The organism is Erwinia sp. V71 (genome assembly GCF_965644245.1).
GTDB lineage: Bacteria > Pseudomonadota > Gammaproteobacteria > Enterobacterales > Enterobacteriaceae > Erwinia.
The window spans coordinates 45,174-68,471 of the sequence record NZ_CBFFRK010000009.1; the positions used below are offsets into that span (position 1 = coordinate 45,174).

Annotated in this window: 36 protein-coding genes and 1 tRNA gene; 29 read left to right on the forward strand and 8 right to left on the reverse strand. The window is 50.9% G+C overall.

The window, feature by feature from the left end; translation table 11 throughout:
• Nucleotides 1–129 precede the first annotated feature (129 nt).
• The 6 genes from ACSZO1_RS03615 to ACSZO1_RS03640 form a co-directional block, all read right to left on the reverse strand.
• The gene (locus tag ACSZO1_RS03615) at nt 130–882 is read right to left on the reverse strand and encodes a methyltransferase (RefSeq protein WP_437609604.1); all 753 of its coding nucleotides are present in this window, start codon (nt 880–882) and stop codon (nt 130–132) included.
• A gap of 180 nt (nt 883–1,062) precedes the next feature.
• The gene (locus ACSZO1_RS03620) at nt 1,063–1,668 is read right to left on the reverse strand and encodes a hypothetical protein (RefSeq protein WP_437609606.1); all 606 of its coding nucleotides are present in this window, start codon (nt 1,666–1,668) and stop codon (nt 1,063–1,065) included.
• Nucleotides 1,669–1,741: 73 nt separating this feature from the next.
• Nucleotides 1,742–2,185 carry a hypothetical protein gene (locus ACSZO1_RS03625; RefSeq protein WP_437609608.1) on the reverse strand — a complete coding sequence of 148 codons (444 nt, stop codon included), beginning with the start codon at nt 2,183–2,185 and terminating at the stop codon, nt 1,742–1,744.
• Between the two features lie 47 nt (nt 2,186–2,232).
• On the reverse strand, nt 2,233–2,547 hold the full coding sequence (locus ACSZO1_RS03630) for an antitermination protein N (protein WP_437609610.1): 315 nt from the start codon (nt 2,545–2,547) through the stop codon (nt 2,233–2,235).
• Nucleotides 2,548–2,994: 447 nt separating this feature from the next.
• Complete coding sequence (locus tag ACSZO1_RS03635) at nt 2,995–3,915, reverse strand: hypothetical protein (protein WP_437609612.1); 921 nt, start codon at nt 3,913–3,915, stop codon at nt 2,995–2,997.
• A gap of 175 nt (nt 3,916–4,090) precedes the next feature.
• The gene (locus tag ACSZO1_RS03640; RefSeq protein ID WP_437609691.1) at nt 4,091–4,723 is read right to left on the reverse strand and encodes a LexA family protein; all 633 of its coding nucleotides are present in this window, start codon (nt 4,721–4,723) and stop codon (nt 4,091–4,093) included.
• A 97-nt stretch (nt 4,724–4,820) separates the two neighbouring features.
• Here ACSZO1_RS03640 and ACSZO1_RS03645 point away from each other — a divergent pair, with 97 nt between their 5' ends.
• The 18 genes from ACSZO1_RS03645 to ACSZO1_RS03730 all read left to right on the forward strand — a co-directional run bounded on the left by ACSZO1_RS03645 (nt 4,821) and on the right by ACSZO1_RS03730 (nt 13,492).
• Nucleotides 4,821–5,036, forward strand: a complete 216-nt coding sequence (locus ACSZO1_RS03645; RefSeq protein WP_437609614.1) for a helix-turn-helix domain-containing protein — start codon at nt 4,821–4,823, stop codon at nt 5,034–5,036.
• A 136-nt stretch (nt 5,037–5,172) separates the two neighbouring features.
• Nucleotides 5,173–5,445, forward strand: a complete 273-nt coding sequence (locus tag ACSZO1_RS03650) for a CII family transcriptional regulator (RefSeq protein ID WP_437609616.1) — start codon at nt 5,173–5,175, stop codon at nt 5,443–5,445.
• A gap of 71 nt (nt 5,446–5,516) precedes the next feature.
• Complete coding sequence (locus ACSZO1_RS03655) at nt 5,517–6,308, forward strand: ParB/RepB/Spo0J family partition protein (RefSeq protein ID WP_437609618.1); 792 nt, start codon at nt 5,517–5,519, stop codon at nt 6,306–6,308.
• A 133-nt stretch (nt 6,309–6,441) separates the two neighbouring features.
• Complete coding sequence (locus tag ACSZO1_RS03660) at nt 6,442–7,347, forward strand: DNA replication protein (protein WP_437609619.1); 906 nt, start codon at nt 6,442–6,444, stop codon at nt 7,345–7,347.
• Nucleotides 7,337–8,779: a DnaB-like helicase C-terminal domain-containing protein gene (locus ACSZO1_RS03665; protein ID WP_437609621.1), complete on the forward strand. Its 1,443-nt coding sequence runs from the start codon at nt 7,337–7,339 to the stop codon at nt 8,777–8,779. Before ACSZO1_RS03660 ends, ACSZO1_RS03665 begins: the two co-directional genes overlap by 11 nt.
• 1 nt (nt 8,780) lies before the next feature.
• Complete coding sequence (locus ACSZO1_RS03670) at nt 8,781–8,972, forward strand: hypothetical protein (protein ID WP_437609624.1); 192 nt, start codon at nt 8,781–8,783, stop codon at nt 8,970–8,972.
• Nucleotides 8,969–9,352: a hypothetical protein gene (locus ACSZO1_RS03675; protein ID WP_437609626.1), complete on the forward strand. Its 384-nt coding sequence runs from the start codon at nt 8,969–8,971 to the stop codon at nt 9,350–9,352. Before ACSZO1_RS03670 ends, ACSZO1_RS03675 begins: the two co-directional genes overlap by 4 nt.
• 177 nt (nt 9,353–9,529) lie before the next feature.
• The gene (locus tag ACSZO1_RS03680; RefSeq protein WP_437609628.1) at nt 9,530–9,718 is read left to right on the forward strand and encodes a DUF551 domain-containing protein; all 189 of its coding nucleotides are present in this window, start codon (nt 9,530–9,532) and stop codon (nt 9,716–9,718) included.
• A complete protein-coding gene (locus ACSZO1_RS03685) occupies nt 9,715–9,903 on the forward strand; it encodes a hypothetical protein (RefSeq protein ID WP_437609630.1) in 189 nt (62 codons plus the stop codon). Before ACSZO1_RS03680 ends, ACSZO1_RS03685 begins: the two co-directional genes overlap by 4 nt.
• A gap of 8 nt (nt 9,904–9,911) precedes the next feature.
• Nucleotides 9,912–10,367 carry a YbcN family protein gene (locus ACSZO1_RS03690; protein WP_437609693.1) on the forward strand — a complete coding sequence of 152 codons (456 nt, stop codon included), beginning with the start codon at nt 9,912–9,914 and terminating at the stop codon, nt 10,365–10,367.
• Nucleotides 10,360–10,947 (forward strand): MT-A70 family methyltransferase, encoded by a 588-nt coding sequence (locus ACSZO1_RS03695; protein WP_437609632.1) that lies wholly within the window; start codon nt 10,360–10,362, stop codon nt 10,945–10,947. Before ACSZO1_RS03690 ends, ACSZO1_RS03695 begins: the two co-directional genes overlap by 8 nt.
• A complete protein-coding gene (locus tag ACSZO1_RS03700) occupies nt 10,944–11,234 on the forward strand; it encodes a hypothetical protein (protein WP_437609634.1) in 291 nt (96 codons plus the stop codon). The genes ACSZO1_RS03695 and ACSZO1_RS03700 overlap by 4 nt, the downstream gene beginning before the upstream one ends.
• 174 nt (nt 11,235–11,408) lie before the next feature.
• Nucleotides 11,409–11,552 carry a protein NinF gene (locus ACSZO1_RS03705; RefSeq protein WP_437609636.1) on the forward strand — a complete coding sequence of 48 codons (144 nt, stop codon included), beginning with the start codon at nt 11,409–11,411 and terminating at the stop codon, nt 11,550–11,552.
• Nucleotides 11,536–12,120 carry a recombination protein NinG gene (locus ACSZO1_RS03710; protein WP_437609638.1) on the forward strand — a complete coding sequence of 195 codons (585 nt, stop codon included), beginning with the start codon at nt 11,536–11,538 and terminating at the stop codon, nt 12,118–12,120. The genes ACSZO1_RS03705 and ACSZO1_RS03710 overlap by 17 nt, the downstream gene beginning before the upstream one ends.
• On the forward strand, nt 12,117–12,500 hold the full coding sequence (locus ACSZO1_RS03715; protein ID WP_437609640.1) for a hypothetical protein: 384 nt from the start codon (nt 12,117–12,119) through the stop codon (nt 12,498–12,500). The genes ACSZO1_RS03710 and ACSZO1_RS03715 overlap by 4 nt, the downstream gene beginning before the upstream one ends.
• Complete coding sequence (locus tag ACSZO1_RS03720) at nt 12,500–12,625, forward strand: YlcG family protein (RefSeq protein ID WP_437609642.1); 126 nt, start codon at nt 12,500–12,502, stop codon at nt 12,623–12,625. Before ACSZO1_RS03715 ends, ACSZO1_RS03720 begins: the two co-directional genes overlap by 1 nt.
• Nucleotides 12,615–13,238: a hypothetical protein gene (locus ACSZO1_RS03725; RefSeq protein ID WP_437609645.1), complete on the forward strand. Its 624-nt coding sequence runs from the start codon at nt 12,615–12,617 to the stop codon at nt 13,236–13,238. The genes ACSZO1_RS03720 and ACSZO1_RS03725 overlap by 11 nt, the downstream gene beginning before the upstream one ends.
• A gap of 179 nt (nt 13,239–13,417) precedes the next feature.
• Nucleotides 13,418–13,492 (forward strand) — tRNA-Gly (locus tag ACSZO1_RS03730).
• Between the two features lie 101 nt (nt 13,493–13,593).
• Here the strand turns inward: ACSZO1_RS03730 and ACSZO1_RS03735 are convergent.
• Both ACSZO1_RS03735 and ACSZO1_RS03740 read right to left on the reverse strand, forming a co-directional pair.
• Nucleotides 13,594–14,016: a type II toxin-antitoxin system HicB family antitoxin gene (locus ACSZO1_RS03735; protein WP_437609647.1), complete on the reverse strand. Its 423-nt coding sequence runs from the start codon at nt 14,014–14,016 to the stop codon at nt 13,594–13,596.
• 45 nt (nt 14,017–14,061) lie between these two features.
• Nucleotides 14,062–14,244, reverse strand: coding sequence for a type II toxin-antitoxin system HicA family toxin (locus tag ACSZO1_RS03740; RefSeq protein WP_437609649.1), 183 nt, complete (start codon nt 14,242–14,244; stop codon nt 14,062–14,064).
• A 214-nt stretch (nt 14,245–14,458) separates the two neighbouring features.
• Between ACSZO1_RS03740 and ACSZO1_RS03745 the strand changes: the two genes are divergently transcribed.
• From ACSZO1_RS03745 to ACSZO1_RS03795, 11 genes are all read left to right on the forward strand, one after another.
• A complete protein-coding gene (locus ACSZO1_RS03745; RefSeq protein ID WP_437609651.1) occupies nt 14,459–14,713 on the forward strand; it encodes a phage holin in 255 nt (84 codons plus the stop codon).
• Nucleotides 14,714–15,238: a lysozyme gene (locus tag ACSZO1_RS03750; RefSeq protein ID WP_437609653.1), complete on the forward strand. Its 525-nt coding sequence runs from the start codon at nt 14,714–14,716 to the stop codon at nt 15,236–15,238.
• Nucleotides 15,235–15,687, forward strand: coding sequence for a lysis protein (locus ACSZO1_RS03755; protein WP_437609655.1), 453 nt, complete (start codon nt 15,235–15,237; stop codon nt 15,685–15,687). Before ACSZO1_RS03750 ends, ACSZO1_RS03755 begins: the two co-directional genes overlap by 4 nt.
• Before the next feature lie 438 nt (nt 15,688–16,125).
• On the forward strand, nt 16,126–16,635 hold the full coding sequence (locus ACSZO1_RS03760; RefSeq protein WP_437609657.1) for a terminase small subunit: 510 nt from the start codon (nt 16,126–16,128) through the stop codon (nt 16,633–16,635).
• A complete protein-coding gene (locus tag ACSZO1_RS03765; RefSeq protein ID WP_437609658.1) occupies nt 16,628–17,998 on the forward strand; it encodes a PBSX family phage terminase large subunit in 1,371 nt (456 codons plus the stop codon). The genes ACSZO1_RS03760 and ACSZO1_RS03765 overlap by 8 nt, the downstream gene beginning before the upstream one ends.
• Nucleotides 17,995–19,422 (forward strand): anti-CBASS protein Acb1 family protein, encoded by a 1,428-nt coding sequence (locus tag ACSZO1_RS03770; protein ID WP_437609660.1) that lies wholly within the window; start codon nt 17,995–17,997, stop codon nt 19,420–19,422. The genes ACSZO1_RS03765 and ACSZO1_RS03770 overlap by 4 nt, the downstream gene beginning before the upstream one ends.
• A complete protein-coding gene (locus tag ACSZO1_RS03775) occupies nt 19,379–20,188 on the forward strand; it encodes a phage head morphogenesis protein (RefSeq protein ID WP_437609662.1) in 810 nt (269 codons plus the stop codon). Before ACSZO1_RS03770 ends, ACSZO1_RS03775 begins: the two co-directional genes overlap by 44 nt.
• Nucleotides 20,189–20,250: 62 nt before the next feature.
• Nucleotides 20,251–21,453 carry a DUF2213 domain-containing protein gene (locus ACSZO1_RS03780; RefSeq protein ID WP_437609664.1) on the forward strand — a complete coding sequence of 401 codons (1,203 nt, stop codon included), beginning with the start codon at nt 20,251–20,253 and terminating at the stop codon, nt 21,451–21,453.
• On the forward strand, nt 21,453–21,950 hold the full coding sequence (locus ACSZO1_RS03785; protein ID WP_437609666.1) for a structural cement protein Gp24: 498 nt from the start codon (nt 21,453–21,455) through the stop codon (nt 21,948–21,950). The genes ACSZO1_RS03780 and ACSZO1_RS03785 overlap by 1 nt, the downstream gene beginning before the upstream one ends.
• Nucleotides 21,950–22,969: a hypothetical protein gene (locus ACSZO1_RS03790; RefSeq protein ID WP_437609668.1), complete on the forward strand. Its 1,020-nt coding sequence runs from the start codon at nt 21,950–21,952 to the stop codon at nt 22,967–22,969. Before ACSZO1_RS03785 ends, ACSZO1_RS03790 begins: the two co-directional genes overlap by 1 nt.
• Nucleotides 22,969–23,298: a hypothetical protein gene (locus ACSZO1_RS03795; RefSeq protein ID WP_437609670.1), complete on the forward strand. Its 330-nt coding sequence runs from the start codon at nt 22,969–22,971 to the stop codon at nt 23,296–23,298. Before ACSZO1_RS03790 ends, ACSZO1_RS03795 begins: the two co-directional genes overlap by 1 nt.

Sequence of the window (23,298 nt, forward strand, 5' to 3'; positions counted from 1 at the left end):
TACCCCCAAATCGTCGAAAGCCAGCCGGTCACCATCAATGCGATAATGACCACCCAGCCTATAATCCAGTCCTTGTCGCTAATCATTGAGTCGCTCACTGATTGCTCCAGTAAAAACGCTCGGGGCGGTCTATGCTGGAATCACAGCGATGATGGTGTTAACCATCGTGCCGGATGATTTAAATGCGCCTTCAGGCAGCTCTTCAATGTGACCGCCACGCTCTTCAATCAGTTGGCGGAAATCAGATGTCAGCTTGTTGCTGCGGAACGTCACCGACGATGCCATTACAGATACCAGCAGGCCTCCCGGCTTCAGAAATTTCAGTGCGTGACTAACGTGCTTTATATCAGCCTGACGACCAAATGGCGGGTTCATTACCACACGGTCAAAGGATGGCATTGGTTCAATTTTCAGAAAGTCGAATGGCTCCCCGATTTTTGCATCAGGTATCTGAAGATTAATTAGATAAGTGTTGTTTTCAGGCATAAGTTCAACCATATCCACTTTAACGCCTATTGCTGATTTCTGAGCAGCTACCGCAAGCGCTCCACGACCTGCGCTAGGCTCAAGAACACGCATGCCGTTTTGGATATCCGCCAGTTCAATTAATCTTTCGACTACATCTGGCGGGGTAGGGAAGAACTCAAAATCATCCTTCGGCACCACGACATCACCAGTAAGGATGATTTGCTCAATGCGGTCGGATGCGTTCATATCGAACACATGAGCCTTCGCTTTTCGATTCCATTTGCCGCCAGCCGCCTCAATCACCTTGTTAGTTCTGGTGTATAAATTGCGGTCTAACTGACCAGTTAAAATCAGGTTGTTTCCTTCGCATTGGCAGGCACTGAGAACATTCAACACTTCTTTATCTACACGCATTTTCTTTCCTTTAGGCGATAAAAAACCGCCATCAGGCGGTTAGTTAAGTTGTGATGGTTTATTCCATCCAAATAAGAGGTAAAGCAACAAACCATGAGATGCCAGCCATTACAGCCAGCGTTAAGCAAATGACCATGACTGACTCCTTTGGGTGTAAAAAAGGCTGCGGGTTAGGCAGCCTTATTCGTCATCTTCTTCGTCTGGTTCTAGCTCTGCTAAAAACTCTTCCTGTGTTGGCAGCTCATCAAGGCTATAAGCCTTTTTAAGCTTGACCGGCTCGTATCCGCTGGAGTCATCACTGGTCAGCCCATAGAAACGCTCTGATTTTGCCAAAGGTTGCTTATTGAAGCCCTCATAGACCTCGAAGGTGTTTTTATCGAAGTCGACGACGTAAGCCCACTCGCAGAACAGCGATTCTGCTGCAAACGTGAGGTAAAGATTGAGAGGAACTGGCTCGCTGGCATCCTGAATCATCTGAAGGATTTTTGCGCCTGCATCGCGAGATAGTGAAGGGTGCTTATCTTTGTATTTTTTGCTGATATCATGACTTACCCAGCCATCGTTGCTGCCAATATCGTGACCGACTTCTTTCCACCAAGCTGCGATCTGTTCTTCGGTTGGCTGGTAAGTTGCCGCCAGAGAAGTCAGGAATTTATCGCGACCCATGTTTCGCAGAAAATCCAGAGCATCAACCCCCTGACCTGACGGATAGCCATCCCACTGGCCGTACTGTGCAACCTTGTACTCGCCATCCTTTACTACACACGTTAAGTGTCTCGTTCCCATTACTAACCCCTCGCCGTTACGATGTCTTTTGATTTGCGATAGCCAATAAAAAACCCGCACTTGGCGGGTTCTATTATTTCTTGGGTTTTAGCTTTTCCATGCTGCTGAACAAGGCCATGAGTCTTGATTTGACTGTTGGTGCGTCCAACCCGTTCTGAACATCCCTGCTCAGCTGTGATATGTCCTGTGACCAGGCTGCCACCGCGTCTCTGAACTGCCTTGCGATGCTAGCCTGCCTGATTCTGCTGGACTCAAGCTCGCTAACGCGCTGCTTGGCTTCAATCTGCAATTTTCCCTTTCCTGCATTTAAGGCTTCAATCGCGGTCTCTTTCATTTCCGCTTTTATGAGAGGATGAAAGTTATCAGCCCCAAGGAAAATTACTTCATCCAGCGTCTTAAACAAAAGCAGGCAATCTGTCTTTTCTTTGCTGCGATTATCAAAGCATTGCACTTCAACTGCAGGAGTGAATCCAAACTGCTTCACCCGCATCGCGGTGTATGTCATGGTGCTTTTCAATGTCATTCCTCCCTGTGCCGTTTATTAATCGGCAGAGAATCCAAAAACTATCGTGCAGTTACTGATTCAGATTTGCGGTAGCCTGCGCGGAAGATTGCAATCTCCGGCAGGCACATCCCGCTATCAATTTCGCCGCCGCTGTACTTGGCCGCGCCTGCCAGAATCTGCTTGTGATACTCAGTATCAGTTTCGACTGCTTTCACCACACGATCAACCGGCTTGCGCTGGCACTGCAATACCACACGACCCGGGGTAGGGCGGTGCATCACTTCTGAACTAACGCTGACTTCACTCTGAAGGTGCGCACGGCGTTCCCGGCGACGTCCTGCAGCTGAACCAGTGAATTGAGTTCTGCGTGTCATAAATACCTCCTGAGTGAATTTTGGTGATGGGTGCCGGTGCTTATCTTCGGCTTGCCTCGGTGGGCTGCAATTTCCCATCCCAAAACTCACGCTTTGGTACTAATTGGCTTTTCAGCCACGTAGGTGATCCGTCACCGTTGTTAAAAGAGCTGCTATCCGTTTCGTTGTTCTCCAGCGTCCTGCTGATGGGATAAAGATACAGATAAAACTGTAATTGCGTCAACAGATAAAACTGTATTATTTGTTGTTAATGACAAATATAACTGTTTTTAAAGGATATTTATTTTTGTAAACGACGCAGAAATCCCGCCCGAACGCTGCAGGTGAGTGGTTTAGTGCAGGAGAATGGAAAAGCTGCAGGTGAATGTATTTAGTGCTGGAGTGACGAAAGGGTGAGGTGGTGATCGATAGGCACAAAAAACCCGGCGCGGGGGCCGGGTTAAAATCTTAATGCGGCTTGGGCAGCTCTGGCCGCTTCACCGCCTCAACTATTTTCAGCGCTTCAGCAGGAGATAGTGCCCCATCAGATGCTTTCTTGGCAAGATAATCCCCCAGTCTATTGGGTATATATTCGGTTTGCATCCATCTACGAAATGCACCCAGGGCATCATCTGGATAGATCCATGCATCTACAGGTCCCGCTTTGTGCTGAGGAAACCAATCCGGATAAACATGTGGCGATTTTGTTCTAGGGCCGTATCTTTCATCGAATTCGTTGCTGGCCCAGAATTTCGACCACATCGAACCCACACTTATGTCGGGAATGGAAGATGGTCCAAAGTCAAAGTTTCCTTTAACCATTTTGAGCGATAAATCAGCCATCTCGCGAAAAACTGAAAAGTAGCCTAGGGGAATCTGGTCATTCATCAGCAGCCTTTCATGGAAGCACTCAAGCGCACCTCTTTGAGGGTTGTCAGGGTCAATGCCAACGCTAAGATAAATGAACCTCCTTAATTGAGATCCAGCCAACTTACGGAAATTATCGAGCGCCGTCTCTCTCCCAGCATGACCAGACTCAAAAGCATAGTATTCCAGGATGGCCATGCAAACACTATCAGAAAAGATGTTTGATTCTACGCCTTGGATCATTCCTTTCGTAAAAAGGTACTGTAAATCCAATCCTTTTTTCTTAAGAATGTTATCAACAATTTGCCCTCTAGGCTTACTTCTCTCTTCCTGCCAATTGGAGGTAAACCTAAGCAATGGAGCGTGATCTACGGCGCAAAGGCGGGCTAACCCCCTCAATGTTAGAAATGGAGATCCGTCATTAAGAACGCCCATTTGAACGCCATCAATATCAGCTTCTTTTACAGAATAAAGGTCGAGAGGTATCTGTTGCCCAGACAAGACTAAATCTAACTTATCCATTTGATTTAAAACCCATTATAGGTGGTGCCTAACGCACTCTTTCCCTGTAAATAGATTTGCTACCCGGTCTGCGCCGGATTCGCCCTGTGTGTAAATCATCGGCAAATGCCGCAAAAACTTCAGGCCGCATCACTGCGACCTCCCCATTAAACCAGCCGCATCTTCGTCTCTATGGCTATCTCTTCCTGCGGTAGATCCTGTGTTCAATCATGGTGCCTATGATTTTAACCTTGCCGTCACGGCACGTTAGCACAGGGTAGTCGCTGTTGAGCGGTAAAAGCTCGAAAGCGACAGGCTCGTCACTGCCACTCATTAGCGGGCGGTACTTTTTGAACGTAGCATCAAAATCACCATTTGCAGCAACAACAAACTCGCCAGGATTAGGTTCAATTTCGGGATCGACAATAATTACATCTCCGTCTTTGAACTCAGGCTCCATAGAGTCACCTTTCAGTTTAAGTGCAAATGCGCTTTCCGAAAGGTGAGCATCAGTAAGTATATATTCGTAAACATCTTCCATTGATTCTACGGGCTTCCCGTGAGCTAAATTTCCCGCCTGAACATAGCTGATAAGCGGGACGCGCCTCGTATTGACGTCTGCAACTGGCATCATTGGCCCGCCATCGACAAGCCATGCAGGGTCTGTTTTCAGGGCTTTAGCTATCCCTACAATGTTTCTAGGCTTCATAGTGGTTCCATCCTCAATAGCCTGCCATGTCTGCTGCTTAATCCCTGCAGCTTCTGCCGCCTTCTCTTGCGAGAGGCCTAACTCCAATCTTCTGCTTTTAACTCGTGTTGCAAGGCTCATGATCAAATCTCCTTTGAGCCAATCATCACAGTTAAAACTGTAATTGACAAACAGATATAACTGTAAGTAGAATACAGATAAAACTGTGGAGGTGAATATGGAAACCATTTCTCAACGCCTCAAGCAGAAACGCACTGAGTTGAACTTAACTCAGGCGCAATTAGCTGAACTGACCGGAATGCGACAGCAGTCTATTCAGCAAATTGAAGCAGGTGAGACTAAGCGCCCGCGATACCTGCTTGAGTTAGCCATCGCCCTAAAATGCGACGCGACATGGCTAATGTACGGAAAGGCTGGCAACAAAGCCGCCTAATTAATACCGCTCTTTTCACAACGGACATGGAGTCCCACGTCGCTGAAAAGCGAAATCCAAACGAATAAACAAATCAGTTCGTGGCAATAGCTACGGCTTTGTCACGTCTCTATTAACTCAAGGACAAGTATTAACTATGGAACATGCAAGAAATAGCAAGTTAATCAACGAAATGGAAACAGAACTGCGATCACGCCTGACGCACAAAGGCCAGCGAGTTCTGGCTGCTGAAGCTGGATGGCATGAATCGAAGGTCAGCCGCTTAAACCTGCGCGATATGGCGACGGTATTCGTGCTGCTGGAAAAAGTATGGCAGACCAGCCTTATCGCTGAAGTAGCCCGCCAGGCGGTAGAGGCGGTGATGCAAAAAGAAAAAGCCCCGAGCTGCGCTAACAGCTTCGAGGCCTGATGCGAATTAACTGGATCAATTCACAGGAGTAATTATGAACCAAACCATGAAGATTTTCAACGGAGGCGCCCGTGGCTAAAAATTCTATCGAGGCATACGGCGCCAGCGGTAAGACCAACGTCCTCAATTTCCAGCCTGAAGCACTTCACCTGATTGCTGAACCTGCGCACCCACTTTATGACGATCGCATTCATCTGCCTATTAACGAGGCGATGTTGCTGAATATCATGGAGTACGGCGTTCTGGAGCCGATCATCGTCTGGAAAGACCCTGAAACCGGACTATCCTGCGTGGTTGATGGCCGCCAGCGCGTTCGCCATACCCTCGAAGCCAACAAACGTCTTGCCGAGCAAGGCAAAGAGGCGCTGCTGGTTCCAGGTGTTGTGAAGCGTGGCTCAGCAGCCCGCATGTCGAATTACATGGTCAGCGCCAATGAAGTTCGCCAGGCGGATACCCCGCTGGGGCGCGCAAAGAAAATGGCTGCTCAGTTAGACCGTGGTCACGATGAAAGCGACCTGGCGCTGATGTTTGGCTGCACGATAAAAACCGTTCAGGCAACGCTGGCGCTGCTCGACTGCACTCAGACCGTGCAGACTGCAGTTGAAGCTGGTCAAATCAACGTTACACAGGCACGCCAGCTGGCAGACCTGCCACCGGAACAGCAGCGCGAGAAAGTGCTGCAGCTGCAGCAGGCGGGCGAGGGCGCTACCGGCCATGACCGGGTACGGCGCCAGCGTGAAGTATTGGGCGACGTTAAGCCACGCCTGAAAACCCGCAAAGAAATCACCAAAGCCCTGAACGATGCCACTGGCGAATATGCCGCGGCATTGCGCTGGGTGCTGGGCGAAGCGGAGGAATCATGAAAAAACATCACGTATCACCCTGTTCAAATCACAAGAATTTTGCCCGCCTCGACTACTTCCGAACTATTAATCCAGTTATAGCTGAGAAGCTTAAGGCGATGCTTGAAGAGCACAGGATTAAAGAGAGGGGCAAATGAGTAATGTAACGAATCTTGCCGTCGCCAGAGAGGCCAGGCGGCATCAGGAGACGCCGAAATCAGTCGGTAAGGGGTTTGCCTTGCTGCACCGTAAAATCAAGGAGCTTCCCTTTTACAGAACGGATTCTGAAGCTGTTCATCTGTGGATACACCTCATCCTGTCAGCGAACCATGCACCTGCTGCGGTTAACACGGAGTTCGGCGAGTTGATGGTTAATCGCGGTGAGTTCATTACTGGCAGAAACACTCTGGCAGCTGAAACTGGAATCACAAGTGATCGCATCAAGTATCTGCTGAATAAGTTCGAAAAGCTGAGCATGATCACCCGCATTTCCAACAAGAAGTTCACCCGAGTTTCGGTCACAAAATACGACGATTATCAGCCAAATTCTGTGCCAACAGAGTGCCAACAAAGTGCCAACGCAATGCCGCTAACACCAAGACCTGCGGAGGAGTTTGTGCCAACAGAGTGCCATCAAAGTGCCACAAACAATAAATTACTAACTAATAACTCAATATCTAAAGATATTGAGTGTGCAACTTCCGCTGAAAAACAGGTCAATCAGAAGCAGCGACTTTCATGCGAAGAAGTCTGGCAGGCACTAAAGGAATTTGTCCCGGATGCTCGCGGCTGGAATGTTCTCACACCAAAGCGCCGACAGCTTATCCAGAAGTTTTGGAGAGAGGCTAGGCCAATTGCCAAGCAATTTGGCGATGAAGCACCTTTTGGGATGGATTCCTTCCATCAGTATTTAAGGTACTTGCACACATCGTGCCGGTGGATGTTCGAGTCACGCGCTGATCATTCCACTGGCAAGACCTGGCAGAAACGAAATTACGAATACATCCTCAGCGCAGAACTATATGCGCAGGTTCGCGAAGGAGAGCGAGATGACCGATGAAATGATTACCCCGCCGCACAGCCTTGAAGCTGAACAAAGCGTTATCGCCGCCATCCTCTTGGATGCGCAAAGCGACAGGGCACAGCATGCAATCTCGATGCTCAAGCCAGAATCGTTTTACTTGCGTGTTCACCAGCTGATATTCGGTGCCATGAAAGACATGAGCAAAGGCTCAGCGGTTATCGATGGACTTACCCTGTCAGACCGCCTTGAGAGAGACGGACTGCTGGCACAGGTGGGTGGATTCGCTTACCTGATGCAGATCACCAAAGATATCGTTGGTCAGGCGAACATAACCGCCTACGCGAACGTGGTCAGGGAAAAGGCGATCGAGCGTTACGGCATCCAGAAACTGGCAGAAGCAACCGAGCTGATGTATTCCCGCAACGGCATGTCTGCGGCGGAGAAGTTCGAAGCCATTCAGATGCTGACCACTGAAATCACCGACTACGCCAAAACTGGAAAACGCCGCGGTCTTCGCTCGTTCTCTGATGTGATGGACGAATGGGTTGTTGACCTGGAGAAGCGTTTCGACCCGGCAGGTGAGCAGCGCGGCATGAGTACCGGCATCCCATCGCTTGACCGTATGCTGGCACCGAAAGGACTGGTGAAAGGTTCGCTGTTCGTCATCGGCGCTCGTCCTAAGATGGGTAAAACCACGCTGTACAGCCAGATGGCAATCAACTGCGCCATCCGCGAGAAGAAACCCGCGCTGATGTTCAGCCTTGAGATGCCCGGGGATCAGATTCTGGAAAAACTGGTAGGGCAAAAGTCCGGTGTAAACCCGAGTATTTTTTACATGCCCGCAACCGATGACGCAGACGACCAGTACCAGGGCGATTACGATGCTGACTTTTCCCGGGCAACGGAAACCGCCAGGCGGCTGGGTGAAATCGAAATGCTGTACATCGACGACACCCCGGGCATATCGCTGGCGCACATCGTCGCCGAGTCCCGCAAGGTAAAACGCCAGAAGGGCTGCGTCGGCATGATTCTTGTCGACTACCTCACTCTGATGACCGCCGAGAAAGCCGATCGAAACGACCTGGCATTCGGGATGATTACTAAAGGGCTGAAAAATCTCGCCAAAGAACTTGGTTGCGTCGTTGTACTGCTGACACAGCTTAACCGTGAGCTGGAGAAGCGAGTGAACAAGCGGCCAATGCCGAGCGATTCGCGTGATACAGGGCAGATTGAGCAGGACTGTGACTATTGGGTTGGTATCTACCGCGAAGGTGCGTATGACGAAAACGTGCCCGCCGGCGAAACTGAGCTGCTTCTCCGTTTAAACCGACACGGCAACACCGGAACGGTTCATTGCCTGCAGAAAGACGGGGCAATTTACGACATGGATCAGGCCGCGGCAAAACGTGAGCGTGACCAGCGTCAGGAGCAGAAAGGCGGCAATTCGAATAAGCGTGGAGGGTTTTGATATGAGCAAAGATTTACCAACGGTGGTAGCTGAAAATTATCTGACTATCGCGCCAAAATTGACTATCAAGGTCGTCGTTCTTAGCAACGGCCAGAGAGTGATCCCGGAAGATGACATGAAGCTGGCGTGCGAGTGGCTTGGTGTTGATTTAAGCAGCATTGAAGCTGAGGCATTCTTCGGGGGCACCGAATGAAAATGATAACCGCTGAACTAATGCGTCAACTCAAGTCAGCAGCACAAGAAGAAATAATGTGCCGCGAAGCCTCTGACACCTCAGATGCATGGCAGGATTTAGCCAGCCCGGAGAACATCCTGGCGCTTGTTGAGATTGCGCTGCCTCTGCTGGATCAGCAGAGTGGTTGGCAGTTGGTCCCAACATCATTAACTGATGAAATGATCCGTGGAATTGTACCAACTATGGCGCGTAGTAAGCCCATAAGCCACGACGAGTACGACCACAAAGGAAGAAACGAGCACTTTATTAAATGGATCTGGAGCAGGATGCTTGATTTATCACCTAAGCCGCAACCCCACATCATACCTCATATTGATAATGATGGGAGGGAAGGATGAGCGGAAAATGCACTGGACTGACAGGTCGACTGTTTGGGCACAAGTGGTCGGAGTACACAACTCCAGCCAGCAAGGATATTGCAATTCTGTTCCGCGTGGTTTTTTTTGACAGAGCCGAAGACATCCCAAATGTTGGATTCGTTTGCCATCGCTGCGGAGCCACAAAGGAGACACACGATGAGCAACTGGATTAAATGCAGCGACCGTATGCCGGAAGATGGACAGCGCGTTGCGACACTATCAGGGCGGAATTCTTATGACGCTATCTATCAAGAAAACAATGACGAATTTATCTCGGGCTTATGCAAGTGCCTTGGCGTCACCCACTGGCAACCACTCCCCGAGCCACCGAAGGAGGGTGAATGATGACAGCAAAAGTAATCCAGCTCCGCCCGCATAAGCCGGTGGCAGATGCGCGACGTGACATTATCGCCGTTATCGAGCTTATCCGTCAGAAAGGCGAAGGTCACCTGATGAAGCCCATTGAACTATCGCTATGCAAAATAGCCGATGACTTACTCGACTACGTGGAGACACAAGAGGGGAGGTAGCCTTGCAAATCGAGATGCCACAAGACGGTATCCGCCTGCATAAAAGCAACTTCAATGCCATCGGGCAACAACTTCAACCACTGCTCGAATCAGGCGAGTGTTACCGCCTCATAATCAAACCCTGGCGCGACAAGCGCAGCCTATCGCAGAACGCCCTTTCCCACATGTGGTACGCAGAACTCAGCGCTTATCTCATCAAGCGCGGGAAGCTTTTTGCGTCACCCGAATGGGTTAAAGATGCGATGAAGCACACCTATCTCGGCTATGAAGAGCGGGAAATGGTGGACGTGGTGACAGGCGAAAAAACATCAATCCGCTCTCTTAAACACACAGCTGACCTCGATAACGGCGAAATGCATTTCTTCCTGACGCAGGTTGAAGGCTGGGCGCTGAATATCGGATGCAGCCTGACCGTGCCGGATGACAGCGAGTACAGGAAATTAAAGGATACTCAAAATGCATAAATTCAATCTGATCTATGCCGACCCTCCATGGACATACCGCGACAAGGCGAACGATGGTGATCGTGGCGCCAGCCATAAATACCAGACCATGAACATCCAGGATATCTGCCGCCTGCCTGTTTGGGATCTGGCTGCCGAAAGCTGCCTTCTGGCGATGTGGTGGGTGCCGACGCAGCCAGTCGAGGCGTTGAAGGTGGTCGAGGCTTGGGGATTTCGACTGATGACCATGAAAGGATTCACCTGGCACAAGACGAACAAAAAGAAGGGCAACAGCGCAATCGGTATGGGACACATGACCCGAGCCAATAGTGAAGACTGTCTGTTTGCGGTGAAAGGTAAGCTGCCTGAGCGAATGGATGCTTCGATATGTCAGCACCTGTCCTCACCTCGCATGCAGCACAGCGCGAAGCCGCCTGAGTTTCGTGACCTTCTGGTTAGATTGCTGGGCGATGTCCCGCGCTGTGAGCTTTTCAGCCGTGACAGTGTGGCGGGCTGGGATATGTGGGGCAATCAGTGCGATCAGTCCTTCGACTTATTGCCAGGCGTGGCGTGCGGATTAGACAGGAGCAGAGCAGCATGAGAAGCAGACCTTTCACAACAACAGAGATAAAAACCATCGAGATGCTATCTGCAGATCACACCCCTTCGCAGATAGCAAAACTGATCAACCGGCCAGCGTGCAGCGTTCACGGTGCAATCAGGAGGTACTGCGCATCGTTACCGATTAGGAGCGAGAAAGAGGTTAGCCCGGAAGAAGCACGGCAGGTGATCACCATGCGATTGCAGGGCATGAAGTACCACGAAATAGCAGCTGCAACAGGAATCAACAAAGCGCGGTGTGGATACATCTACAGGAAATATTCATGAAGATGAGCTGGTATACCCATGACCCTCTCGACACTGACACCGCAAACGAACTCCTCTCCCGATATGCATCCCGAAACATCCAGACCAGAAAGGCAATAGCTACCGACCCGCGACTGTGGCTGGTATCGGCGTTGCTGCCGGAAGGAAATCACCCACCGAAAAAGGACACGCGATATGAACATCGATGCTGGTCATAGCCCACGCTGCGGCGGATGTGGCAACCCGCTGGATCCAACAGAGACGCATGTGTGTGAAGATTGCCGCCGGTCATATGGGCTTGGTGAGCCGGAAGGGGGTGAAGATGGTCAAGGCCATTAAGCAAAAACCGCCTAAGCCGAAGAAGTGCAAATGCTGCCCTGTGAAATTCATCCCCCGCAATAGCCTCCAAACCGTCTGCTCACCAAAATGTGCAATTCAACTCGCTAACCAGCTATCCGAGCGCAAGCAAAAGCGCCTGGAGAAAGAGCAGCGCGCGGCATGGAACAAACGCAAGGCAGATGTGAAGCCGTTAAGCCACTGGGTGAATATGACTCAGCGAGTGTTTAACGACTACATTAGAGCGCGGGACGGGAATATCTGCATCAGCTGCGGCAGCACAACGGCGGTAAGTTATCACGCCGGGCATTTTCGGACGACAGCAGCGGCATCACACCTTCGGTTCAATGAGGATAACTGTCACAGCCAGTGTTCAGCCTGCAATATCCATCACTCCGGCGCGATTGGTTCATACCGTATAGCGCTCATAGCCAAAATCGGCCTTAAACGCGTGCTGGCTATTGAATCTGACAACAACCCCCACCGATACACGCGGGAAGAACTGGACACCATAAGGGCACGTTACAGGGCTTTGCTGCGGGCATTATTCAAAGAGAGGGAAGCTGCATGACTACCGAAACGGAAAGAGAGTTAAGCAATGTCGTCTCATTCCCTGAGAGGAAGCAGGATCTGGATGATGAACTGGCAATGAGGCGGGAGGATGCCGGGAAGATCTACTGCCACCATGATGCTGTTCTGGTCGATGAGAAAGAGCGAACTCTTCGCTGTCGTCGCTGTAACGCACTGGTTGAGCCATTCAATTACATCCTGCATCTGTGTGAAACGGAGAATCGTTACTTACAAAACGTGAAGCACCTCCGCAGAGAAGAAACCCAGCGCCGGCAGAACATCGAAAAGCTCATCCAGATTGAGCGAAATGCCAAGGCCCGTATTCGGAAGACCGGACATAAAGACCCTCTACCCCTGTGGCAAAACGAGATGGTGGAATAGTGACCGACTACCTCAGAAAGAAATGGCAGCTACTGCGAATGTACCGATCCCGCCGGATGTTCGAAATAAATTACCGCATATTGCGGAACACAGCAAAACTCATGGGGGTTAAACATGCGAATTGAACGCGACTATCAGCAAATTGTTCGCCTGGCCGGAGTGCGCTCAGCAGCGGATATGCGCCGGTTATTCGGTAATGGCTGGAAGACGATTAATCAATCTCAACAGGCATGGGTGCGCAATCTGTTAACCGTGTGGGGTGACCATCTCGGCGGAGAAGACTTCGAACGCGGTGAAATCAACGTAATCGGTCGCTTAATGATGCGCAGTGAATGGAGTGAGCAGAAGGGTAAGCAGATAGAGAAAATCGTCACACAGCTTCACTGTGACGGCCTGCGCGGCGAAGAACTCTATCGCAAAGCTCGTGACTTACTGATACCGCAATCCTCATCAGCAAACATCATCGCTCTCGCCAAAGAATCAGATGATGCATGCTTTATGGAGATGGTCATGGTTAAGACATTTGGCCGGGACAACCCAATCCGGAACATAGCCAGATTACGGTATTGCAAGCGCAAGAGCGCGCAAAACATCGCGTCATCTCTGATTTATCACTGCAGCCTCACGACCAAGGAAGCCAGAAATAGAATGGAATGGGCGCAGGACATCCTGGAAGGGGAAATGTATTACGCCGTTAAGCGTGAAATGGAGAAGGAGATTCTTAAAATTGCAGCGTGAATAGAAAAATAGCACTAACTGCTAAAGACAAAGGGCAAGCCACCTGGCATATTTGCTGTATGCTCGGGGCGTAAAACGAACTGAGCGACAAATCAAAGCCAGATGCGCCGGGTGATTAACCTCACCGTTCCGCCATCTGGCTTTTTTATTGTCCCTCTCCAGCCACAGAGGGCAATTCTGCATCTGTCGTATATTGGCAATTACCTCTGCCTTCCAAGCAGATGATGCCGGTTCGATTCCGGCCAGATGCTCCATATAACTCGCCAAATCCCGCTGGTAGCACAGCGACGGTGGTCCACCGTAACAGGACATAAAAAAGGCCGCATGCGCGGCCTGGTGAGACGGAGATAGTTGCTTAGATCTGCGATAGCTCTTTACGTGCAGCTTCAGCGATAAAGTGGCTGCGACTGCTGTAACGAGAGTTTTGGCCTACGGCTTTATCGATTTTCTCGATCAGCAGGTGTGGCATGGTGATATTGATGCGCTCTGACTTCCCGAGATATTTAGTTGTGTCGATCTCGATATAAACCCAGCCGCCTTGCTTGTCTTCCTCCCCGCTACCGTTTTCTGGCGACATATCCATTCGCCAGGTGGCGGATGCATCAGGAATAGCAAGTCCTTTTTCAGCCATTAACTCGAAATGAGCTTCCAGCGCTGAGTGAGCGTCTTTTATTGTTTCCTCTGGTGTGTCTCCGGCAAAAATACAGCCCGGCACATCAGGGAAATAACCGCTGGCTGAGCCATCAGTATCGATTTCGACGTATGCTGAATACAACATGCATTTACCTCACGCAAAAAGAGCGCCCTTGCGGGCGGCTCCTGATTACTTAAGTTTCGCATCCTTCATGATTTGGTGAACTGTGCCAGTCTTCAAATCCTTTTTGGGGTGCGGAACCGTGACTATGTTAGGGAAATCCGGGTGGCTGAACTGGTGGTGACTGCCCTTAACTCTCTCCAGTATCCAGCCGTTTTTCTCTAACAGTTTTATCAGTTCCGAACTCTTCAAACTTCCTCCGTCTCGTTAACTGATGGAATCATTATACACATAATACACACTTAAATGCAAGGGTTTGTGTGTATTATGTGTATTGATTCTTTGGCGAGATTGATGCTTTTTCGCCCCTGCCAATCACTGCAACGAAAACCTTTCCCGATCGTGGCAGCGGGCGACTTTCCTTTTGTTACTACAGACAGCGCCATCCGAAAATACGGAGGTGGCTATGGTTAAAACTATGCCTGATAAAATCGCATCGGCTGCAACTTACTGCACGTCAGGCGGCCTGATATGTGGGGGCGCTGGCGGCATGTTCGAATGGTTTCATGGACTGGACTGGAACGTCATCGCTCTGATCAGCGGTATCGTGATTGGCCTCGCAACTTACTTCACCAATCTCTACTTCAAATATCGCCAGACTCGCGCTTATGAGAACGCGCTGGCTCGCGGCAACGTTCTAACTCCACCACAGGATGACTAAATGGCGACACTAAAAAAAGCTGGTGGTGTTGCTGGTGGGGTGTGTTCTGTTATGGCGATCATCGCTGTGGTGCTGTCAAACGGCCATGTTCGCACGAATGAGCGCGGGCTGGAGCTGATCGGCAATGCTGAATCCTGCCGCCGTTCGCCATATGTATGTCCCGCTGGCGTGCTGACGGACGGCATCGGGAACACTCACGGTGTAGTGGCCGGTACTGTGAAGACTGATGCGCAGATCGCCGCCGACTGGCAAAAGAACATTCTGGAGGCGGAGAGTTGCGTTAACCGATACGCCAGTGGGAAAAGCCTTTCCGATAACACATTCAGCGCAGCAACCAGCATCACCTTTAATGCCGGATGCGCCAGCATGCAAAAATCGACGATGTTCCGATATTTTCGCGCAGGCTACACGGCTGGTGCGTGCAATGAATTTACCCGCTGGGTATACGCGGGAAATCAGGTGCTACCAGGTTTGGTTAAGCGGCGAGATGCAGAGAAGAAGCTTTGCCTGGATGGGCTGAAATGAGCAGGCTTGAGTTGGTTCTGCTGATTGTTATCTTGCTGCTTTGTGGTGCCACTGCTTATTTCTACGACCAGTCAGGCGATGAGACTAGGCGCGCTGATAGAGCAGAAAGCGGCCTGAAGCTGGCTAATGACACTATCAGCGACATGCAAACCCGTCAGCGCGACGTTGCTGCACTGGATGCCAAATACACCGGGGAACTGGTTGATGCCAAAGCGACTATTGATGGATTGCAGCGTGATGTTGCTGATGGCCGTAAGCGGCTGCAGCTCAACGCCACCTGCAGCACCAAAAACAACACCACCGGCGCCGCCAGCGTGGATGATGCAGCCAGCCCCCGACTTACTGACGCCGCTCAACGGGATTATTTCACCCTCCGAGAGCGGATCAGCACAATTACCAGTCAACTAACCGGCCTGCAAGCGTATGTGCGTGAACAGTGCCTGAAATAACAATACAAGAATGTAATTGCAGCTATTGGGGCCATGGGAACAACTATATCCGAGCTTATGCAGTCAATGCGTAACTCCGGTCAGCTTGGCGTAAGCGACGATTAACGCACTTTATAAAATTCTGACAAAGACCCATCAAAGGCACGGCAACAGAGTTTTATGTAAGTTTAAATCGGCGCGTGTATCGCCAATCACCGCAATGTATTCAACCCACCCAGTGGATAATTCTAAATGCCAATAGTCATTGAAAAAGTTGCTGCCGTAGTGCGCTACATAGATAGCAGGGTGGATGAAGGGTATATCCCTCTGCCTCTGAGGTGTTCTGGTCAGTCAAGACCACAATCAATCACGCTTACTCGCGAGGATGGTATAGAGATATACATTAACCTCGATCACGTTGTCAGTATCGAACAGGCAACGATCACCAGAGAGAAATAAATGGCAAAGCTCACCGACAAACAAGAGCTGTTTGCCCGTGAGTTCATAGTTGACCTCAATGCCACTCAGGCAGCCATTAGGGCGGGATACAGCGAAAAGACCGCTCAAGAGCAATCCAGCCGTCTGTTATCAAATGTTATGGTGCAATCACGAATCAGTGAGCTGAAAGCCGACAGGAATGAAAGGGTTGGTATTGACGCCGCCTACGTGCTTCGTCGCCTGGTTGAGATTGACCAGATGGATGTGCTCGACATTCTCCTTGCCAATGGCGAGCTTAAGCCGATTAAAGACTGGCCCAAAGTATGGCGCACGACATTATCCGGTATGGACGTAACCGAAATAGCAGGTGACGCAGCAGGCCTACTGAAGAAAGTGAAGTGGCCCGACAAGGTGAAGAACCTTGAGTTGCTCGGCAAGCACGTCGATGTGCAGGCGTTCAAAGAGAAAACAGAAATTAGCGGTGGCGTAACGGTCGAGACTCGCTCCATCAAGGATATTTTCAATGGCTAACCCATACTTTCTTCCTTTCGCTGAGAGCGCGCCTTACAAAGTGGCTTACGGCGGAAGGGGGAGTGGTAAGTCGTATTTCTTCGCTGAGCTGGCTATTGAGATATCGCGTCGCATTAAGACCGTAATTTTGTGCACTCGTGAGTTTCAGGGGGCTATTAGTGACTCGGTACACAAGCTGCTGTGCGAGACGATAGATCGCCTTGGTTACTCGCATGAGTTTGAAATCCAGAAAAACACCATTGTTCACCTAGCAACCGGTGCAAGTTTTGTCTTTGCCGGCATAAAGAACAATGTAACCAAGATTAAGTCAATTCAGGGCGTTGGCATTTGCTGGGTGGAAGAGGCAGAGGCGGTTACTAAAGATTCATGGGATGTGCTGATCCCCTCCATTCGCGGCGACAAGCATTCTGAGATTTGGGTGAGCTTTAACCCCAAAAACATCCTTGACGACACTTATCAGCGCTTTATTGTCAACCCGCCATCCGGGGCTGTGGTTCTCAAGGCGAATTACAACCACAACCCGTTCTTCGATGATTCCCCGCTGCCGGCGCAGATGGCTGAGTGCAAAGAGCGGGACTACGACCTTTACCTGCACATCTGGGAAGGAGAGCCGGTTGCAGACAGCGACATGGCAATCATCAAGCCGTCGTGGATTGCAGCTGCTGTAGATGCTCACCTGAAAATCGGATTTTCCGCATCCGGTCGCAAGCGTGTCGGCTTCGACGTGGCTGACGAGGGTGAAGATAGTAACGCCACCACTCTTGCTCATGGGTCGGTTGTCATTGACTGCCAGCAGTGGAACAAAGGCGACGTAATCACCTCTGCTGACCGCGTTAAGAACTACGCAGAAGAGGTAAGAGCAAGCGAGATTGTTTACGACTCTATCGGTGTTGGGGCTGGCGTAAAAGCGCACCTGAAGCGCGTGTGTCGCATTCCAGCCACTGGCTTTAATGCCGGTGAGTCTGTGTTTAAGCCAGAAGCAAAATATGCAGACGGCAAAACCAACAAAGACATGTTTTCCAACATCAAGGCACAAGCGTGGTGGGGTGTTCGTGACCGGTTCTATAACACCTGGCGAGTGATTAAGCACCTCGAAGCAAATCCGAATGACACTGAATTTGTGAAGCAATTCACCGATGACCAGCTAATCAGCCTGTCATCCGGCATTAAGCAACTCGAATACCTGAAGGCTGAGCTGTCCCGCCCGTGGGTGGATTACGACAATAACGGGCGCGTGAAGGTTGAGAGCAAAAAAGACATGAAGAAGCGCGGCATACCATCACCAAACATGGCTGACTCCCTAATCATGGCATTCGCGCCGATTCACAAGCCATTCCATATCCCTGACGAGATACTTCAATGACAAGACGTAAAGCCGCGCAGGCAACTCGCCGGGAGTTAGCAAAAATTACGCAGATGCACCTGGACTCTGCGGCGGTTGCTAATGATGCAGTGCCGATGGCTGAGTTTAAAACCTACGAACCGTTGCCGGGCGTCATACCTGAAGGAAAAGAGAAGGTCACCTTCGCAATGGATGCCACTCCATACGAAGCGATTAACGCGATGTATGCCGGTACTGAATATTCCGGGTTCCGTGGTTACCCTGCTCTGGCAGCAATGTCTCAGCAGGTAGAATACTCGAACATGCACAACGTGTTCGCTGACGAGATGACCCGTAACTGGATTGAGGTTAAGAGCCGCAAGGAAGGCGACCATGATCCAGCGATTGATGAGATGGAAAGGGCGCTGGAGAAGTACGACGTTAAGCGCCTGATGCACGAGGCTGTTCGTCAGGACTCGATGTTTGGCGTGGCTCACATCTTTATCGATGTCGGCGCTATCGGCGATGAACTGAGTAAGCCGCTGTTCCTTGACCCCCGGAAGATTACCAAAGGATCACTGAAAGGGCTGCGTGTTGTCGACCCCACCTGGGTATATCCGGCTCTATACAACACCCGCTGGCCGCTTCAGGAAGGATTCTATAAACCGCAATCCTGGTTCGTCATGGGCGACACGGTTCACGAATCCCGTTTCATGGATATCGTCAGCCGCCCTGTACCAGACATCCTCAAACCGTCGTACAACTTCGGCGGGCTGTCTCTCACGCAGATGATGGAGGATTACGTTGATGACTGGCGTGACGCCAAGAAGAACGTGATAAAGATTCTCCGCACATTGCGCATGCGGGCACTGAAAACTGATATGGATGCACGGCTGCAGGAGCCAGGTCAGTTCGACAAGCGCATTAAGCTGTTCACGCAGTATCAGGATAACTTTGGCATCTGGGCTATCGACAACGATGAGGATCTTCTGCACATGCAGACCTCCCTCAGTGAGCTGTCAAACCTCCTGTCTAACTATCAGGACCAGCTCTGTCTCCCTGCGCGCATCACTAACCTCAAGCTGCTTGGTAATGCGCCCGCTGGTCTTAATGCATCCGGAGATTCCGAGCTTGCAACCTGGCACGAAACGGTTTCCGGGTATCAGGATGGCGAGATGCGTCGGCCTCTGGAGAACATCTTCAAGCTGATTCAGCTTTCAGAGTTCGGCGCTATCAACGATGACATCTATTTCGAGTTCAAACCTCTGGATGAAATTAGCGAAAAAGAGCGTGCTGAAATCGCCAAGTTGCGAGTTGAAACGGTAGCGGTGGCAGCAGACAGCCAACTTGTCAGCTCTGAAGAAGCGCGTGAAGCACTGAAAGGCATTGAAAACGCCGGTTTCGAAAATCTGGATGGTGACTATGAGCCGGAAGAAGACGAAGAGCCTGAAGGCAGTCAACTATAACGCCGGAAACATCAAGTGGTATCAGCGGGAATTACTCGCAGAGATACGCGAGATGAACGACGACGTTAAGCGCCAGGTGCTCGATATCATCCGTGATAACCCTCTGGCGCAGGATTCACAACTGGCAATGGACGCCAACCCGGTGCAACTGGTTAAGCGTGCGCTCGACGCATTGGCAAGGAAGTGGGTTGATTTGTTCGTCAGTAAAGCCATTCCGATATCTGATGGTCTGGTGAAAAAAACAGAATCTGCGGTTGATCGTGGGTTGCTGGCTTCTGCGAGAAAAGAGGCGATCACCATCAACATGCAATGGACGCCGGCAATGACCGAGAAGGTCGATGCCATCATTGCTGAGAATGTGTCGCTGATACGCTCTATCCCTGAGAAATACTTCACCGAGGTCGAGGGGATGGTTTACCGGGCTGTTGCGCGTGGTGGCGACAGGAAAGCACTGGCTGATGAGATTGAAGCTAACTTCGGCAAGCGTCACGGCATCACCCGGCGAAGGGCTGAGTTCATAGCTCGTGACCAGACCCGCAAGGCGACCAGCGCCCTGTCAGCAGCAAGACAGCAGGCTGCCGGAATCACCGAAGGTGAGTGGGTGCATAGCGGTGGCGGTAATAAGCCGCGACAGAGCCACGTTAAAGCCGGAAAGGAGCGCAAGCGCTTCAAGCTGTCCGAAGGCTGCCTGATTGACGGTGAGTACATCATGCCCGGTCAGTTACCAAATTGCGGGTGTACATGGAAGCCGGTATTGCCGTTCTGATTTAAACAACAAGACAAGGTCGCTAAGGCGACCTTTTTTATTGCCTGAAGAAAGGTAAAAGCATGAAAGATGTGAAGTTTGCCTTTGATAAGGAGAGCGTCAGGCGCTATGACGCCGACGGAATGCTTCATGTGTCGCTGACGCCAATCAGCAAAGCCAATGTGTGCGTCTATTACGGGAAAGAGATTCCTGACTCGGAAAGATTTGGTTTAGAGCCCAATAAAGCTTACCGACTGCTTCGCGACCCGGAAGAACTGTTAAAGGCTGTGTCAACGTTCAATAACAAGCCAGTTCTCAACCAGCACATTGGCGTTAGCGTTGTCGACCCGCCGAAAGACGCCATTATCGGTTCAACCGGAGAGAGCGCCGAGTTTGACGGAACCTATCTGAAAAACTCAATGGTCATCTGGGATGTCGATTCCATCATGGGTATCGAGACCGAGAGGCAGAAAGAAAATTCATCCTCATACCGCTACCGTCTCGACATGACGCCAGGCGTGTACGAGGGCGAGGCATACGATGGAGTTATGCGCGACATCGTTTGTAATCACGTGGCAATCGTGCCAAGTGGTCGGGCTGGTTCCGACGTGTTTGTTTATGACTCCAAACCTTCAATAGGAAAAACGCTAATGTCCAAATTAGACAAGTTCTGGGCCTATATCCTGCCGAAACTGGCAAGCGATGCTGACCCCGAAGAAGTGAAAAAAGAAGTCAGCAAGGTCATCAAAGATGATGCTACGCGGGCAGAAAAGGACAACGAGTCCGAAGCTGAACGCCTGGCTCGCGAAGAGCGCGAACTGAAAGAGCGTGAAGAACGCGAGAAAAAAGACCGCGAAAAAGATCGCCGCGCCGCCGATGAAGATGACGACGGCAAAGACAAGAAAGATAAAAAAGCGGAAGACGAAGATGAAGACGATAAGAAGGACAAAGCAAAAATGGCAAACGACAGCCGTTTAGCGATGGACTCTGCGATCAAGTCTGCCACTCAGGCCGTTGAGCAGCGCTTCGTTGCCCTGCGTCAGGCCGAGCGTGATGTTCGTCCGGTTGTTGGTGAACTGGCCTGCGACAGCGCCGAAGAGGTCTATCGCACCGCGCTTAAGCAGCTTGGGTGTGACGATCACGCTACGCTGCCGGTCTCTGCGTTGAGTTCGGTCTTCAAAGCTTATGCCCGTCCGGCCGCAATGGCGCAAGACTCTGCCCCTCATCATCTGAGTGGTGACACCAAATCCGAAGTTATGAAAATGATCCGCGGGGGTAAAGCATAATGGCATTTCAAGAAAGTGTAGGCATCTATCGCGGTGTCGGTCAGGTAGGCCATCCGGCGTCATCCTCGCCAATTATCGCTGCAGCGGGCGGCCCGGGTGCGTTTAAATCAGCAACCGCTGGCGTAACTATCGCAACATTCGTCTTCCGTGATGCCACTGACCCGAAAGTTGTAACCAACGTAGCTCCGGCAGCAGATTCCAAACCGGTTGGCTTCATCCAGAACCTGGCGCAGGCAATCATCGGTTACGGTCAGAGCGCAAGCATGCTGATTCGTGGTGGAGTGGAAATTTCACCAAAAGTCGGCGGTGACTTCTGGGTTAAATCGTCCACTGTTGCGACTGTTGGCCAGAAAGTTTTCGCCAGCGTAACGGATGGCTCTATTGCCACAGGCGCAGAGGGTGAAACTGTCGCCGGTCACGTTGAAACCGACTGGTATGTTTCTCAGGGTGCTGCAGTAGGCGACCTGGTAATTATTTCTTCCTGGAGTAAAGCGTAATGCCACAACCATCATTTAAAGACTTCCAGCAGGTTGCTAACGCCCAGGGCATCTATCTGCAGCCTTCTGTGAACCGCCTGGCGATGGATGCTGATCCTCAGCCAAGCATGGCTCCAAACGGTGGTATCCCAGCCATCGTTTCAACCTTCATCGACCCGACCATCGTTGAGACGCTGTTCACCCCTAACCGAGCTACGGCCATTCTCGGTCGTGAAGAGAAGCGCGGTTCCTGGGCACAGGATAGCTTCATGATCCAGCGCATCGAAGAAACTGGCGACACTGTGGCGTATGACGACTACAGCGAGCAGGGTGCGGTGCAGGTTACTCCGTCATGGGAAAATCGTGACGTTTATCGCTACCAGACTATGGTGCAATACGGTGAGCTGGAGCAGGAGCGTTATGGCCTGGCTATGCTGCCCTACGCAGCAAAAAAGCAGCGTGCGGCAGTAAACGTCCTCGACCAGGATCAAAACAAGTTCTATTTCTACGGCGTTGCAGGACTGCGCAATTACGGCCTGCTGAACGACCCGTCACTGCCTGCACCGATCACCCCTCTGACAGTGGGTGGCAGTGTTCTCTGGAAAGACAAGCAGGTTGTCGACAAGTACAACGACATTTTGGCGCTGTACGAAGACTTGGTGGCGCGCACTAACGGTATCGTTGGCGACGGCGTAGATATGTCATCTAACCTCGTGCTGGCGATGTCCAACAAGCTGAGCGTTAACCTGAAGTCTGCGAACGAAATCTTCGCAACCTCTCTGGAAGACATGCTGAAGAAAGCGTTCCCGAACATGCGCTTTGAGACAGCACCTCAGTACAGCACAGACGCAGGCGAGCTGATCCAGATGTTCGTTGAAACTGCACAGGGTCAGGAAGTTGGCTTTATGGCGTACAGCGAGAAACTTCGCGCGCATCCATTGGTTACTGAGGTTTCTTCGTACAAGCAGAAATACTCTGGCACCACTTACGGCGCGGTAATCACGCAGCCATTCCTGTTTGCTCAAATGCTGGGGGCATAATGTCAGCTAAACCATCAACCTATATCATCGGCTGCAAACTCCCCGCCGGCCTGGTCATCAGCCATGGAGGTCAAAAGCTAAAGCTCGCGGGCACAAACGATTCGATGCTGATTAACGGGTTCGGGATTACTCGAGAGGTTCCTGCCGACTTGTGGGAGGGGTTTGCAAAAACCTTCGCAGACCAGCCTGTCATCAAAAACGGCGTGGTGTTTGCTGTAACTGATGAAAAGTCTGCTGCTGACGCATCGAAAGAGCGCGTCGGCCAGAAGACCGGCATGGAGCAACTCGACCCGAAAAAACAGACGACAAAGCCCGACAAAGAGGAATAA